At 57.3% G+C, this 15245-nt stretch carries 16 protein-coding genes; 9 read left to right on the forward strand and 7 right to left on the reverse strand.

All coding sequences use genetic code 11. From position 1 onward, the window contains the following. Positions 1–6 precede the first annotated feature (6 nt). On the reverse strand, positions 7–2451 hold the full coding sequence (locus BOSE62_RS10325) for a TonB-dependent receptor (RefSeq protein WP_159645662.1): 2445 nt from the start codon (positions 2449–2451) through the stop codon (positions 7–9). Between the two features lie 61 nt (positions 2452–2512). Continuing rightward, the gene (locus tag BOSE62_RS10330; RefSeq protein ID WP_159645665.1) at positions 2513–5014 is read right to left on the reverse strand and encodes a TonB-dependent receptor; all 2502 of its coding nucleotides are present in this window, start codon (positions 5012–5014) and stop codon (positions 2513–2515) included. A gap of 161 nt (positions 5015–5175) precedes the next feature. On the opposite strand from BOSE62_RS10330, the gene BOSE62_RS10335 reads away from it, so the two are divergent. The 9 genes from BOSE62_RS10335 to BOSE62_RS10375 all read left to right on the forward strand — a co-directional run bounded on the left by BOSE62_RS10335 (position 5176) and on the right by BOSE62_RS10375 (position 11594). Next, complete coding sequence (locus BOSE62_RS10335; RefSeq protein WP_159645668.1) at positions 5176–6111, forward strand: alpha/beta fold hydrolase; 936 nt, start codon at positions 5176–5178, stop codon at positions 6109–6111. 74 nt (positions 6112–6185) lie between these two features. Next, positions 6186–6491: a DUF1330 domain-containing protein gene (locus BOSE62_RS10340; RefSeq protein ID WP_159645671.1), complete on the forward strand. Its 306-nt coding sequence runs from the start codon at positions 6186–6188 to the stop codon at positions 6489–6491. Then, entirely contained in the window at positions 6484–6957 is a 474-nt protein-coding gene (locus tag BOSE62_RS10345; RefSeq protein WP_159645674.1) for a VOC family protein, read from the forward strand. Before BOSE62_RS10340 ends, BOSE62_RS10345 begins: the two co-directional genes overlap by 8 nt. Beyond that, positions 6958–8046, forward strand: a complete 1089-nt coding sequence (locus BOSE62_RS10350; RefSeq protein ID WP_159645677.1) for an NADP-dependent oxidoreductase — start codon at positions 6958–6960, stop codon at positions 8044–8046. It begins immediately after the preceding gene. A 10-nt stretch (positions 8047–8056) separates the two neighbouring features. Next, positions 8057–8512, forward strand: coding sequence for a VOC family protein (locus tag BOSE62_RS10355; protein WP_159645680.1), 456 nt, complete (start codon positions 8057–8059; stop codon positions 8510–8512). Next, positions 8509–9861: an MFS transporter gene (locus tag BOSE62_RS10360; protein ID WP_159645683.1), complete on the forward strand. Its 1353-nt coding sequence runs from the start codon at positions 8509–8511 to the stop codon at positions 9859–9861. Before BOSE62_RS10355 ends, BOSE62_RS10360 begins: the two co-directional genes overlap by 4 nt. Then, the gene (locus tag BOSE62_RS10365; protein ID WP_159645686.1) at positions 9858–10664 is read left to right on the forward strand and encodes an alpha/beta fold hydrolase; all 807 of its coding nucleotides are present in this window, start codon (positions 9858–9860) and stop codon (positions 10662–10664) included. The genes BOSE62_RS10360 and BOSE62_RS10365 overlap by 4 nt, the downstream gene beginning before the upstream one ends. Then, a complete protein-coding gene (locus BOSE62_RS10370) occupies positions 10661–10963 on the forward strand; it encodes a YciI family protein (protein WP_159645689.1) in 303 nt (100 codons plus the stop codon). Before BOSE62_RS10365 ends, BOSE62_RS10370 begins: the two co-directional genes overlap by 4 nt. 31 nt (positions 10964–10994) lie before the next feature. Beyond that, positions 10995–11594 carry a carboxymuconolactone decarboxylase family protein gene (locus BOSE62_RS10375; RefSeq protein ID WP_159645692.1) on the forward strand — a complete coding sequence of 200 codons (600 nt, stop codon included), beginning with the start codon at positions 10995–10997 and terminating at the stop codon, positions 11592–11594. A 5-nt stretch (positions 11595–11599) separates the two neighbouring features. Here BOSE62_RS10375 and BOSE62_RS10380 read toward each other — a convergent pair whose 3' ends face one another. Genes BOSE62_RS10380 through BOSE62_RS10400 form a run of 5 tightly spaced genes read right to left on the reverse strand, consistent with a single transcriptional unit; the run spans position 11600 to position 15236 of the window. Beyond that, the gene (locus BOSE62_RS10380; protein WP_159645695.1) at positions 11600–12502 is read right to left on the reverse strand and encodes a VOC family protein; all 903 of its coding nucleotides are present in this window, start codon (positions 12500–12502) and stop codon (positions 11600–11602) included. 1 nt (position 12503) lies between these two features. After that, the gene (locus BOSE62_RS10385; protein ID WP_159645698.1) at positions 12504–13268 is read right to left on the reverse strand and encodes an enoyl-CoA hydratase/isomerase family protein; all 765 of its coding nucleotides are present in this window, start codon (positions 13266–13268) and stop codon (positions 12504–12506) included. Next, a complete protein-coding gene (locus BOSE62_RS10390) occupies positions 13265–14131 on the reverse strand; it encodes a polysaccharide deacetylase family protein (RefSeq protein WP_159645701.1) in 867 nt (288 codons plus the stop codon). The genes BOSE62_RS10385 and BOSE62_RS10390 overlap by 4 nt, the downstream gene beginning before the upstream one ends. Continuing rightward, positions 14131–14928, reverse strand: a complete 798-nt coding sequence (locus BOSE62_RS10395) for an SDR family NAD(P)-dependent oxidoreductase (protein WP_159645704.1) — start codon at positions 14926–14928, stop codon at positions 14131–14133. Before BOSE62_RS10395 ends, BOSE62_RS10390 begins: the two co-directional genes overlap by 1 nt. A 2-nt stretch (positions 14929–14930) precedes the next feature. Continuing rightward, positions 14931–15236, reverse strand: a complete 306-nt coding sequence (locus tag BOSE62_RS10400) for an REDY-like protein HapK (protein WP_159645707.1) — start codon at positions 15234–15236, stop codon at positions 14931–14933. Positions 15237–15245: the final 9 nt, after the last annotated feature.

A 15245-nucleotide genomic window follows, 5' to 3' on the forward strand; every position in this document is an offset into this window, starting at 1 on the left:
CCAGATCTAATATTTGGCCGAAAATACCACACCGAAACGACGACCGGGCCGCAGGCCGGCGGTGAAGTTCCGCTTGAAGGAATCATTGCCGTCGGCGTAGCGCAAGATCTGCGCCACGGCATCCTCGTCGGTCAGGTTTTTGACATAGCCCTGAATCTTGAAATTCTCGTTCTCGACACCGATGCGGAAGTCGGCAACGGCGGATCCGCCGGTCTTTGCCAGATTATGAACCTGGGCAAAGCTGGAAGAAACCACGCTGACATTGGCGCCGGTGAAGAAAGTCCAGTCACCCGCTCCTATCGGCATCCGATAGTCGATGTCAGCGAAAATCTGATGGACCGGCGCGCGCGGGATTTTCTTGCCCTCAATAGAACCGAACAGAGACTGGCAACCGGCTTCGTCCGGGAACTCGTCTCCGGTGGAGCAATTGACCAGTCCGTCATCCAGCACGTCATTCAACACGCCCTGGTTCTCGTCAAAGCCGGACTTGAACTTGCTGTCCGCCAGCGCGTAATTGGCGGTGAATGTCAGATTGTCGCTGGGCCGGGCCACGACTTCCAGTTCCATGCCGATAACCCGTGCCTTGCCCGCATTGACCACTGCGGAAACAACGCTGGTCGGCGACTGGACATTCTGGGTCAGCTGATAGCCACTGATCGTGTTGTGAAAGGCCGCGAAATTGACCGTCAGCGCGCGGTTGAGAAACTGGTTCTTCGAGCCGATTTCAAACGCGTCAACATCCTCTGCTTCATAAGACGGAACGCCGGCTTGAATCGCGGTCACGCCGTTGAAGCCACCGGGTTTCTGGCCCTGTGCGAAAGAGGCATAAAGCAGATTGTCCGGTGTCGCCTGCCAGCCAAGCAGAACGCGCGGCGAGAATTTCTTGAAGGTGGTTCCGACGCTTACCGGGGTAGCCGGCGGATCACCGGCATTGCGGGCGATGGTCGTCTGTTCGACCTTCTCTTCGGCATAGCGCCCTTCCACACTCAATGTCAGAGTCTCGGTGAGATCGAAGCTGGCCGCACCGAATAATGCCCAGTTGCGAATGTCGTAATTATTCTGGTTACGCGGCACCACAACAACGCCAGCCCCGGCCGGATCGGTTAGGAAGCTGAAGAAACAGCCCTCAGCAGGGGAGCAAAGTTCCGCCTGGCGCGCCTGCGAATTGGCCAGAGCCAGCGCGTTGGCATTGTCCGGCAGCTCGCGGATATCCCTGCTGTCCTGAGACTGGTCGAAATAATAGCCACCAACCATGATATCGAAGCGATCGCCGTCATAGGCGAGACGCAGTTCCTGCGACCAGTCTTCGGTCTCGCCTGCACTGGCGAACGAGAAGTCGGTCGGCCCCCCGTTCACAATGCCGAGAACACCAGGGCCGGCGGCGAATGTGGCAAAGGTCGAAGCCTGGAAGCTGCCCGGGCTATAGTCACCGTCGGTAACCAGACTGTCGTTGACCTTGTTGTAACCGGTCAGCGAGGTCAGCGTCAGTTGATCCGACAGTTCATATTCCATTTTCAGACTGGCGTTGAACGTTTTGACATCGAGACCGACATCTTCGCCATTATTGGCAAACTGTCGCGTATAGTCGGTGTTGATTTCGGCCGGCTTGATCGTGCCGCAGAAATAGCGCCCACCGCCGCCATAAAAGCTTCCGTTATCGAAATAGCAATTATTGTCGCTGGCGCTGGTCGAGAAAATCGCCGGCTGGCCGTCTTCTGTACGATTATAATATGTACGGAACTGAGCGGTAAACGGCCCCCCGTCGTCAAAAGCAAAGCCGCCAGAAAAGGAATAGGACTTCTGCTCGCCGATATTGCTGCCGTCATACTGGTTCGTATATTCGCCGTCATTGGTGAAATAACGACCGGAGGCAAATGCGGTGATTGAATCGGTCACGGGACCGCGGATATTGGCGGTCACATCGTAACGGTCATGCTCGGAGATATCGACCGACACGCTCCCGGTCAGACGGTCGGCCGAGGTTTTCGAAATGATATTTATCGCGCCGGCATAGGTATTCCGTCCGTAAAGCGCGCTCTGCGGGCCCTTGACGACTTCGATCCGCTCGATGTTGTCGACATCATAGTCGCCGACCGAACCGCTGAAATAGATGCCGTCGATAAAGATCGCGACACCCGACGTACCGAGAACATTCGCCTGGCCACGAATGACCGGGCGGTTGGCGTCGCGGCCAAGGCTGTCGTCAAACGTCAGGCCGGCGGTGGTTTTCGAAATATCGGCAACATTGTTGAGCGCAAGCCTGTCAATCGATTCCGAGGTCACGACAGCAACCGCGGTCGGGACTTCCTGCAGATTTTCAGAAACCTTGCGGGCCGTCACAATGATGGTATTCGGGTCTTCGGCACCCGCAGCAGGCGCTGCCTGGGCAAAGGCCGCGGCAGGTATGAATGCCGAAGCTGTCATCAGGCAGCTGATTATGGAACGTTTCATTATATGGTCTCCCTGTTTCCGGCGGGCATGAAACCGGATTTTTCACCCTGATCGATTTGCCCTATTTGAATGTCGCGCTCAGACGGATGCCGAACTGCCGCTTGTCGCGCAGGCCGACACGTGACCCTTCCCGGCTGAAATCAAAGAAGCCACCGGGCAGCGTGCGTGTACCAAAGCTGGTATCGGCAAAATTCTGCGCCGTTGTCGGTGCTGTTTCGTTGAACAGATTGGTAGCGAACAATTCGAGGCCATAGCTTTCACCCCGCAGGCCAAGCCGCAGATTGACATCGGTGGCCGGCTGGACCCGCGCCACGTTCGCGTTGCTCACATAATATTCACCGGTAAAGAAGAGGTCGGTGCGGAAGAACCAGCGGTCGAACATATCGCCAAATGCGTCGATATTATCCTCATAGGTCGTGCCGAGCGATATCGTTATAGGCGGAAAGCGTGGAGCTTCCTGACCTGCAACATCGGCCGCCGAGCCAAAGATATCGCCAAAGTCGCCCGTGCCGCCAATTTCCGGGAAGGATGCGATGGTTGAATGGATGTAGGCAAATGAACCCTGCATCGAGAAATTCTCGCTGATGTTCAGGGCGGCATCAAACTCGATCCCGTAAATATCGCTGGTAGCGCCATTCGAGACGAAATTGACCGTTCTCAGCGGATTGGGTGCATTGGGAAGCGTGTCGGCAATCGTCACGATAGACGTGTAGATTTCGTCGCTCCGCTGCATGTAGAATGCCGCCATGTTGAATGCGAAAATACCATCGGGATGCTGCTGCTTCCAGCCGATCTCATAGTTGGTGAGCTTCTCTTCACCAAAAACAGGGCTGGCACCGGGAGCCTTGGATGTCAGTTCGGCAAGTTGCGCCGCATCCAGTTCTGCCACTTCAGGGTTGAAGCCACCAGGCAGGTTGCCTCGGCTGTAGGTGGCGTACAATGTGGTGTAGTTCGTCGGCTGGTAGCGCAAAGTCGCTCGCGGCAAAAAGGCCGTTATTTTTGCGGGGGAAATCGGAGTGGCGAGACCTGCGTTGACGTCGCCAGCACGAATTTCATCTTCCTGATAGCGCCCTTCGAGCGTGATCGAGAACTGATCGTTAAATTCATAGTCTATCGACCCGAAAATACCGAGTGTCTTTGCGCCGGACGTGAACGGCGTGGAACGGAAAATATCGTCGAAGAAAATCGGGAAGGAAAAGAAATTCGCCACGCCGCCCAGTTCCGCAATATCGATGTCCACATAGCTGGCACCGGCGGAGATATTCAGACTGTCATCGAGGAACGAGCCGGAAAGCCGGCCTTCGATGGTATAATCTTCGGTCTCGCGGGCGGTAAATCCGGTGAAGGATGCATCGGGTGACGTATCAAAATCGGCGAAAAAGCCGAAATTTTCCTTGTTATACCCGCCAAGGAAACTGAACTCGATATTGTCGGTGAGATCGACACTACCGGCGGCGCTCAGGCGCAGCGCGTCCAGATTCAGTCCGAACTCGTCGACATTGGTCGGATTATATTTGAAGTCGAAAATGGCATCGGTCGGATCGTAACGGGCATCGTTCAGGAAACCGCGGAATGCCTGAATATCGGCAAAGGACGAGTTGAGCCCGATTTCGGCCGCCGTGGGCATTCTGATCTGGCCGCGATATACCGATTCCGTACGGGTACCGTCCAGCGGCGCCGGCTGAACACTGTCATTCAGGTCAACCGTTCCATCGGGATTGAGCAGAAAGCCGCCATAATTATGATAGGCGGTACCATAAGAGGCCACAGCAGCCGCCGGTCCGTCGTCGATTTCCTGGTAAGAAGCGCGCAATTTCAAACGAAAGCGATCGCTCGGCTCGATCAGGAGAGTGCCGTTTATCGACCATTGCTGCTCGTCGCCCAGCCGTTGTCCGGCCACAGCCACATTGTCATAATGGCCCTGCTTGTCGCTGTAGCTGCCGCCCACGCGGAAAGACAGGCCATCCATGATCGGACCTTCGACACCAGCGGCGATGCTATACTCATCACGGGTAGCGGCGGTCGCGTTAAGATGGACGCGGAATTCCTTGCTGGGGTCCTTGGTGACATAGTTGATCGCACCGGCAAATGTATTACGACCGAAGAGCGCGGACTGCGGTCCCTTGATGACTTCTACTCGCTGCAGTTCGTTGACGCCGATGGTTTCCACCCCGCCGCTGAGATAGACACCGTCGAGGAAGACACTTGCCGTTTGCTGCAGCGGATTGCCGCTCAAGACAGAGATGCCGCGAAAGCGCGGTGTGCTGTTAATCCGGGCAAAGCCATTGGTATTCTGGCCGCCGGCCTCGACAAACGCACCCGGCGTCACTTTGGTAATTTCGGTAATGTCTGTAAAACCGGCCTGGTCGAGCTCCTGTTCGCCGACCACGGAAACAGCCAGCGGTGCATCCAGCAATGTTTCCTCTTTCTTACGGGCAGTGACGATGATGACATTTTCGTCAGCAGCAGCTTCATATCCGGCATCCGCCTGGCTCTGGGCATATAGAGGGGTTCCAGCCAGAGTGGTGGCAGCCAGCAATGAAATTTTCAGCACGGTCTTCATAAAAACAATCTCCCTTGGCGAACGGATCGCACGCTAAATCTCCCAATTGCTAAATCCCAGTGCTCGGGAAATTTGTCCAGACAAATTTTGACATTCCGAAAATTCGTGCCAGATAGTGTCGCAAAAATATCACGAACCGGAACTAGATAAGGGTGATTTATATGAATGGATTTCCTCGCTATGCCGCGATTATGCTGGCTTTCTGCTTTTCATCGACAGCCCAGTCAGCAGCAAATCCGAACGGTCAGGCTTCGCGCACCGCCATTGCCCCCGTCATCGAAATCGAGCGGAAATTTGTCCAGGGTCCCTTTGGCCAGGTCCATATCCGGGTTGCGAATCCGGCAGGCGAGAGCGCACGAACGCCTCTCGTGCTGTTTCATCCGACGCCTTATTCCGGTGACTATTTCACTGCATTCATGAAAAATATGAGCAACGACCGCCAGGTGATCGCCATCGACACGCCCGGCTATGGCGATTCGGATGCACCGGACTCCCTGCCGACGATTCGCGATTACGCCGAGTCCGCTGCCGCAGTGCTGGATAGCCTTGGCTTCCACCCCGGAGACGATCTCCAAATCGACGTTCTGGGCTATCATACAGGCAGCTTGATAGCAGCCGAACTTGCCTTGATCCGCCCGCAACTGGTGCGCCGGATTGTCCTTCCCGGACTGCCCTTCTTTACCGGTGACGGACGAAAGGCAGCTTATGACCGCAATGCCAAACCGGACGAGATTGCCCAAGATGGCTCGCATCTGATTGAAAAATGGAAATTCTCTACCGGAGCGACCAGCGTCGGTCTCTCGCTCGCACGCGGACAAGAGCATTTCAATGATGCTATCCAATGCTATCCGGATTGCTGGAAAGCCTATCATGCCGTGTTCACCTATGAATCGGACAAGCAGCTCGTAAAAATTACCCAGCCGGTTTTGCTGATGACCAATGCAGGCAGCCTCAAGGAAGAAACCGAAGCAGCGCAAAAATATCTCAGAAGAGCGGAGCTGGTCGATTTTCCGGAAATCACTCTGGGCGGTTTTGACCTGCACACGGAGGCATTGGCTGACGCGGTCCGCGGGTTTCTGGACGACGGCTCAAAATAAAATAGTCACAAATAGCGATTGCATTGTGACAGCGCATCGGTAATTTGTCCGGACAACTTTGAGGAGAATCGTTCATGCCAGCCTATATGATCGTAACGGCCAAGATTAAGGACCGGGACGCGTTCATCTCCGGCTATGGCGCCGCCGCCGGCGCGCTGGTTGAAAAATTCGGCGGAAAATATGTGCTGCGCGGCCCCGGTGCCCAGTTGCTCGAGGGTGACTTTGGCGACGGCGCGTCCATGGTGATTTCCGAATGGCCAGACAAAGACGCCGCAATCGCGTTCTGGAACAGCCCCGAATATGCAGAAGCCAAAAAACTCCGCGAAGACATCGCGGATGTCCAAGTTCTTTTAATCGAAAGCCCGAAAATCAATGACTGATATTATCAAACGTACTACCCTGATGGTCCGCGATGGCGACCGTGCATCGCACTGGTATGAAACCGTGCTCGGCATGACCAAATGGATGGACACGCCGTTCACCCTGTCGGGTACGCAACTGGCCGCCGGCAAAAAAGGCGACCAGACCCGGCTGATCATTCTCAAATGTCAGGACGATCTGGTCGGAATGATCGGCCTGCTGGAATGGCTGGATCCGAAAATGGATGCGCCGGATGAATTGCCCACCGAGATCAAGTTCGGAACCCCTGTCTTTGTGGTTGCTTCGGAAGACGCGAAAGGCGCCCTGGAAAGAGCGCGCGAGCTTGGATCGCGGATTCACTGCGAACCGCGCGAGTGGACCGTCACCGGCGCTGACGGCAAGAAGAAAGATATGATCGGCTGTTCCTTCTGGGATCTTGACGGCTATTTCTTCGAGGTGAACCAGATCGTAAAGGTGCACGATTAAGTGACCGCAGGCGGTATGGACGCTTTCGATCAGCTGGCTGCCGACAAGCGGATTGACGACAGCGCCAACTATCAGTGGCGCGTCGCTTCACGACCGGTCGGCAATGTGGTGCCATCCGATTTCGAATGGGCAGTTACCGACATTCCCGAACCGGCCGAGGGAGAGGTTCTGCTGAAAACGCATTATCTCGGCCTCGCACCGGTCATGCGTTTCTATATGCAGGGAACCGGTGCCGCCGGCGAGCGGGTTCTCGAACCGGGCGACGTGATCCACGGCCGGGGCGTGGCACAGGTTGTGAAGTCGCGCCATCCCGACTGGCGCGAAGGCGATATGGTTCAGGGCCAGATCGGCTGGCAGACCTACAAGACTTCAAAAATGACGGCACAGGAGAAATTCTTCGCGATGCCGAACAACGGCCTGCCCGCTGCGCTCGGCTCCGGCGTTCTCGGCATGACCGGCCTCTCTGCCCATGCCGGCCTGTTCGCTTGCGGCGATCCGCGAGAGGGTGACCGGATGGTACTTTCCGGAGCAGCCGGTGGCGTCGGATCTATGGTCAGCCAGATGGCGGCCAATGTCGCGGGCTGCGAAGTCGTCGGCATGGCTGGTGGGCCGGACAAATGCGCCTTCATCCTTGAGCACGGCTGTTCGCATGCGATCGACTATAAGGCGGAGAATATTGAACAGCGCCTCGATGAACTGCTGCCCGAGGGCATGGACCTTTATTTTGACAATGTCGGCGGAGAGACTCTCGCGGCCTGCCTTGAACGGCTGCGGATGCACAGCCGCATCGTCCTCTGCGGATCGATCAGCGAATATACCCGCAAGGAGCCTTTTTCGCTGCCCAACTACACAAGATTACGCGCCACTGAATCCCGGATGCAGGGCTTTTTCGTCTACAATCATCTCCAGAACTGGGAGAAAGTGATGGATGATCTGGCCGGCTGGATACAGGATGGAAAGCTGAAACCCGTGCAGGATATCGAGGACGGTTTCCAGAATATGCCACGCGCGCTGGCGAATCTCTATTATGGCCGCAATGTCGGCGTGCAATGTTGCTCGGTTCGTGGTGAACCGGCGGAATGGAACTAAGGATAATATTATGACGACCAAACAGTCAGTGCGCTTTCAACGCGCCAATTTTGTTGTTGAAGATATTGATAAAGCGCTGACTTTCTATCGCGATATACTCGATTTTGAAGTCACCTTCCGCAAGGGCCACAATCCGGACAGCTATTCCATCCCGGTATTCGAGATTGCCGACGGTGCGGAACTGGGCTTTGCTATTCTTTCGCTGCCCGGCCAGCCGAGGGTGATGGCGCTTTCGGAAATCAAGAATGTTCCGCTGGCGCCGGTCCCCCATCCCCGCCGGAGCGCCATCGTCCTCGATGTTGCCGACCCCGACAAGGTCATGGCCGCCAGCGCTGCCCTGGGTCTGAAAGTATATGAAGAAGGCCGGTTGCAAACGCATGACGGCCGGATCGGGCGCGAGATCGGTATTGTCGATTTCGATGACAATCTTGTGGTTATCTACCAGATTCCGGATGCCCAATCGTGAGCGGTGACGCGGCGGCGGATGCAATGGCGTCTCCGCCGCGCAAACCCTATCCCAGCGCGGCTGCCGGCTGGTTTCTCGTGGTCATGCTGACCATCGCCTATATTTTCAGCTTTGTTGACCGCTATATTCTCGGATTGCTGATCGAACCGATCAAGGCCGAATTCGGCCTGACCGATCGTTCCATCGGCTGGCTGCTCAGCGCTTTCACCCTCGTCTACGGCTTCGTCGGTATTTTCATGGGCTGGCTGATCGATCGCGGCAAGCGCATCTGGATCGTGTCGATCGGGGTCGCCTTGTGGTCTCTCGCCACCATCGCCACCGGCACCGCCAAGAATTTCATGCAGCTGTTTGCCGCCCGCATGGGCGTCGGTATCGGAGAAGCGACGCTCAGTCCGGCGACCTTCTCCATGATCGGCGACAGCTTCCCGACCGAGAAACGCGGCAAGCCGATTGCTTTCTATTCTTCTGCCCTGCCCGTAGGGGCGGGGCTTGCCTCGCTGCTTAGCGGTGCGATTATTGCTTGGACGGCCTCGGGCGGCACACAGTCGCTGCCGCTTTTCGGGGAACTGTCGCCATGGCGCTTCTCGCTGATCCTGGTCGGTTTGCCGGGCCTGGTCTTCGCCCTGTTCTTCCTGTTGATGAAAGAACCGGCGCGGCGTCCGGCTGTGGCTTCCGCCGACGTGATCAGCGGCAGCGGATTCACCGATGCCCTGACCTATATCTGGCGCAACCGTCTTCTCTATCTCGGTTTTCTGCTGCTGGTCGGCACCATGACGGCCATCGCCTATAGCCAGGGTTTTCTCGCCCCGACCTTCGAGCGGACCTGGGGCTGGTCGCCGCAAAAATATGCCTTTGTCAACGGTGTCGCGCTACTGATCATCGGTCCGGCCAACATGCTGCTGATGGGCACGATTTCCGACTGGTGGACAAACAAGGGAGTGAAGGACGCATCCCTGCGCCTGATGTATATCGGCTTCCTGATCATGGTGCCGACCGCGTCAATTCCGCTGTTCATGCCCAGCGCCGAACTGGCCTTTTTCATCCTGTGCATCAACACCGTCGGCATCGGTATCGTCTCCGCGATCGGGGTCACCGCCCTGCTGGTGATTACGCCGGCCCAGATCCGCGGCCAGATCGTCGCCATATATTATCTCTCGATCAGCTGGTTCGGTTCGCTCGGCCCTATTGTTGTCGGCGAGTTGTCGAGCAGCGTTTTTGGCGAAGACAATATCCGCTATGCTGTCGCGGCAGTGCCGGTCATTTTCGGCATCATCCCCTTTCTGATGATGCCCCTCACCCGTCGCCTCTATCGTGAACAGATGGCGCGCCTGAAGGATTCAACCGAATGATTATCAAAGGCTATTCCGACGGTCCGTTTGGCCAGATACACTGGCGGATGCTGGAACCGGAACAGACACCCACGCAGCCGGATCTCTATTGCCTGCATCCGGCGCCGTTCAGCGGTCTGGCCTATCGTTCGATCATGCCCTTTCTCGCTCGCGATCGCCGGGTGATCGCACCGGATTTCCCGGGCCACGGAGGATCGGACAGCTTCAAACCGGAACCGTCAATCGGCGAATATGCCCGGGCGATGATAGCCGTCGTGGAAGATCTGTCGCTCGAGGCGCCGGTCGACGTGACCGGATTTCATACCGGCAATCTGGTCGCGGTGGAGATGGCGCTCGAAAATGTCGGCCATATCCGGAAGATGGCACTGGTCGATGTCCCGGCATTCGATCCGGAAACCCGCGCCAAATTCCTGCCCACTGCCGGCAAGCCGCTGAATATCACCCCTGACCTCTCGTGCCTCGAAAAGGCCTGGGACATGGGCATGACAAAGCGTCTGGAAAGCCAGGGGCCCGACCGCAGTTTCGAGATGTTTGTCGAACAGCTGCGTCACGGCACCGGTATGAACGCCGCTTTCCACGCTGCCTTCTCCTATGATGTGGAAGACCGTTTGCCAGCCGTGACCTGCCCCTCCCTGATTTTGGCTTCGCAATCCGGCTTGCTCGAAGCAACCCGACGCGCGGCCGGACTTGTGCCGACGGCCCGGCTGGTCGAACGATTAGATATCAAGCGGGCGGTACTGGACGAGGCGGCAGAACAGACAGCCGCGGAAATCGTGAGATTTCTGGATGAGGCCGACCGTTGAAAATATTTGCAATCTATTGCACCGACAAACCGGACAGCGCGCAGAAACGGCAGGAAACCCGTGATGCTCATTTCGCCCATATCGAGGCAACGCTCGCAAATTTTTGCATCGCCGGCCCGCTTCGGGATGAGAAGGGTGCCACGACCGGATCCCTTCTCATCGTCAAGGCGCAGGACGCAGATGAAGCACGGAAATATCTGGAAGCCGACCCCTATTTTGATGCCGCGATCTGGGCCGATATCCGGATCACGGAATTCATTCCCGCAGCCGGCGACTGGATCGGCGGAAAAATCTGGTGACATCCCTCGCTAGCGAGAAAGGCCTACGCAAATGACACGTATCAAACCCCTGTCACTGGAAGAGCTTCCTGACGAAACGCGGGCATCGCTGAAATTTTCGGAAAACCTGATGGGCTATGTCCCCAATTCGGTCATGACCATGGCGCGCTGGCCCGAGCTGCTGTCGGCATTCCGCGGTCTGGTGTCGGTAATTTACGGTGACAGCGCGATCGACAATGGCCTCAAACGACTGATTGGCGCCGTGGTCAGCGCGGCAGCCGGATGCCAGTATTGCATGGCGCATACAACGCTCGGCGCGCGGGATACGGGTGTCGAGAAGGACAAGATTGCCGCCGTCTGGGAATATCAGACCAGCGAATTGTTCAGCGCTGCGGAGCGCGCCGCGCTCGATCTCGCCTTTGCCGCCGGGCAAATCCCCAATGCTGCCAACGACGACCATTTTGCGGCGCTCGATCCGCATTTTGACGAACGACAGAAGACCGAAATCATCGCCGTGATCAGCATGTTCGGCTTTCTCAATCGCTGGAACGACAGCCTGGCCACCGCACTCGAGGACAAGCCGTTTGAATCGGCCAGTGCGCTGTTCACTCCCGACCAGTGGCAGCCGGGGCAGCACCGCAGGACGTCCTAATACGGCTAGCCGATTTCAATCAGTTCCAGCAATTCCCCGGCCGGCCCCGTGGTGGTGCCTGTCCGACGCCCGCAATAAGGCGCTGCCTGGCGGGCCAGCGGCGGCGTTATCCAGTCGACGGCGAGCTGGTCCAGATCATTGACCGCCAGGCTGACCAGCGCATTGCCGGGTGGCAGCATACCCTCATGGTGCCCGCGATCCGTGGCTTCTTCAGGATAATCATCCACCTCGATAATCGGCAGCCGGCCGTTTTGCACCATGGTCAGGTCGGACAAAGTATCGGCGGGCAGGCCAAAGGCATTATTGATCATGCTGTAGGCCAGCGTGTAGGTGTCAGCCTCGGTCAATCGAATCCGCTCGCAATACCATTTCACCGTGGCGGTACGATCCGGCGTGGCCAGAATGACAATGAAGATATGATCGGTGGACGACTGCGCTTTGGGTAAATCAGAGGTTGGGGTATTGTCACGGACCTCGTTGAGATAGACCATTTCCCGGCCGGTCCCCAGCACCTGCATCGGCACGAAATAGGGCAGCCCGGCCAGTTCCTTGGGCGGGCCGACAATGTCGAAACCGCTGCCGGTCAGACGGTCCGGCCAGCCAAATACATCCTGTACCGTCAGCTCGTAGGCCGCCCAGCCGTAGGTCGTCGTCGGCTTGAATCCGGGATGATCCGGCTGCTCCACCAGCCGGATATGGCAATCGGCGCCGCTGGCCGGTTGCAGGGCCGCCATCGGCGCGCCGGAGCTTTTCGGGCATCCCCAGCTGGCTGCGAGACTGGCGGAGAGCGCTCCCTGTTCGACAAGGGTCATTCCGAGTATATCGCGATAGTCGCGCAACGCAGCCTCCAGATCCGGAACCACGGCGACCCCGCCCAGTATTGCCCCGTGGTGCAGTTCGTGAGTCATATCAGAATTCCGGCTTTCTCTTCTCCAGAAACGCGCGCACGCCTTCCTTGAAATCATCGCCATCGAAAGCGGCGTTGAACAAGGCTCGGGATGCCTCGTCATCATCCGCCTGCCCTTCCAGGATGCGCCGGATGACCTGTTTGCTCATCCGCTGGCTGTGCGAGGATACCGAGGCCATGGTTGTCGCCATTGCCATCGCGTCTTCATAAGGTTCGTCCGCGAGCAGGGTGATCAGCCCGATGCGCAGCGCTTCTTCAGCTGACATGATCTGCCCGGTGAACAATATCCGTTTGGCCTGTGACGGTCCGACCGCGTCGACCAGCAATTTCGTGTCATGCAATGGGTAGACGAGGCCAAGTTTCGCCGGTGTGATGCCAAAGCGGGCCGCCGGCCCGGCGATGCGGATATCGCAGGCCAGGGCGATGCCGCAACCGCCACCGATACAGTCTCCGTCAATCACCGCGATCGTCGGCTTGGGCGCCTGCGCCAGATCATGCTGGACCTTGCCGATCGCGGCCTGGTTTTTGGCGCGCCAGACCGGGTCGCTCGATCCTGTGCCAAATTCCCCGATATCCGCGCCAGCGCAAAAGGCGCTGTTCTTGGTGCTGGCATTGACGGTCAGGACCCGGATGGAATCGTCGGCCATTGCGTCCGCAAGCAGCTCGGGAAACAGTTCCCACATATCCTGCGTGAAGGCATTGCGCTTTTCCGGACGATCGATCAGCAGATGTGCGATCTTGCCGTTTTTTTCCAGTCGCAGGCTCATGCCGGATCCACCTTTGCCAGATGCCGGGCAATCTGGTGCCGGCTGGTCACCCAGACATCCTTTCTCGAGCGGACATGTTTGAGAAATTCCTCGAACGCCCATATCCGGCCAGGCCGACCGATGATCCGCAAATGCAGGCCAAGCGACATCATCTTCGGATTGCCTGCTTCGCCCTCGCGATAGATCTGGTCGAAATTATGCTTCGCATAATCCAGCCATTGCTGCGGCGTCATCGCCGGATCGGTCCACATTTTCATGTCATTGCTGTCAAGCTGATAGGGCACGATGGCCAGCGGCTTGGCGGGTACGGTCTGCTTGTCCCAGAAGGGAATATCACCGGAATAGTCATCCATATGATAGGCAAAGCCCTCCTCGATCAGCAGGCGCCGCGTATTGTCGGTGTGGAAATAGCGCGACAGCCAGCCATAGGGGCGCACGCCGACACTTTTCTCGATTGACGTGACAGCCTTGCGGATAAACTCGCGCTCCTTGTCTTCGTCCATCTTGAACTGGTGGACCCAGCGATAGCCATGGCTGACCGGTTCGTGCCCGAGATCAGCAATCGCCTGGGCGATTTCGGGATGATTTTCCAGGCTCATCGCCGCCACTGTCCAGCTTGCCATGATCTCATAGTCACGGAGCAGTTTGACAATCCGCGGCGCCCCGGCCTTGATGCCGTAGAGATAATTGCTCTCATTGCCATAGTTGCGGATCGGCGACTTGATATGGATACCCAGTTCATCGACCGGTTCCATCCCGCGATCGCCGCGCGCGATGGTCATCTCGCTGCCTTCCTCGACATTGACGACGATGCTCAGCGCCATTTTCGCGCCATCCGGCCAGTCCATGCGTTCTTCCTGCATCAATGCATTTCCTCCCCGCCGGAGACGTTGATCGCCTCGCCGGTCACATAAAAAGCGTCATCGCTCGCCAGCCATGCGCAGGCAGCCGCCGTGTCGCTCGGCAGGCCCGGACGACCCATCGGGTTTTTCGTACTCATATTGGCAATATAATCCTCTACCGTTTTGAACCCCAGAAGCTTGGAGAAATATTCGTTCTGCTGAGCGCCCAGACCGGTGGTCACGTGATTGGGGCAAACGGCATTTACCGTTATCGCATGGGTTCCAAGCTCCAGAGCGCTGGCCCGGGTCAAACCGACCATGCCATGTTTCGAACTGACATAGGCAGGAAGATGGGGAAAGCCGGTCTTGGCCGCCTGGCTGGCGATATTGATGATGCGCCCGCCCTTGCCGGCTTTCACCATCGCCTTGGCCGCCGCCTGCGTGCAATAGAAGGCCCCGGAGAGATTCACACCGATCACCGTCGCCCAGTCTGCCGGATCGACGTCGAGCAGCGGCTTCATCATGAAACCGATGCCGGCATTATTGACAAAAATATCGACCGCGCCAAAGGCTTCGACCGTCTGATCGACCAGCGCCTGACACTGCGCCGCATCGCTGACATCGCAGGCAATCGCCGCGACACTGGCCCCGCGTCCGCGCAATTCCTCGGCCACCGCCTGCTCTTCTTCGCCAATGGTCAGGTCCGATACGACACAATTTGCGCCCTCATCGGCAAAGCGCTGCAATATGCCCTGTCCAAGCCCCTTCTGTTTTCCGGAACCGGTGACAACAATGGTCTTTCCTGCAAAGCGGCCCATGCTCAGAGATCCTCGGTCAGAATGAATTGCGGGTTGTCGGCAAATTCCTGAAACGGAGCAGCCATTGCCTGAAATTCTTCGGTCGATATGTCGGCGACAAATTCGTCCATGCCATTGATGTCGAGTATTTCGATATATTGGTACGGGGAAGCCTCGTCCGAACCGAACAGACCGGTGGCCTTGTGCACCGAAAAGCCGTCGACCGAACCAAGCTTGTTCACGCCCGGAATGTCAGCGGTCTTTGCCCAGTTTTCATAGTCGGCCGCACTGACGCCCGCCTTCAGGTTGAAAATGACCACGATTCGCATATTTGTTTC

It is taken from the genome of Sphingorhabdus sp. 109, assembly GCF_902506555.1.
GTDB lineage: Bacteria > Pseudomonadota > Alphaproteobacteria > Sphingomonadales > Sphingomonadaceae > Parasphingorhabdus.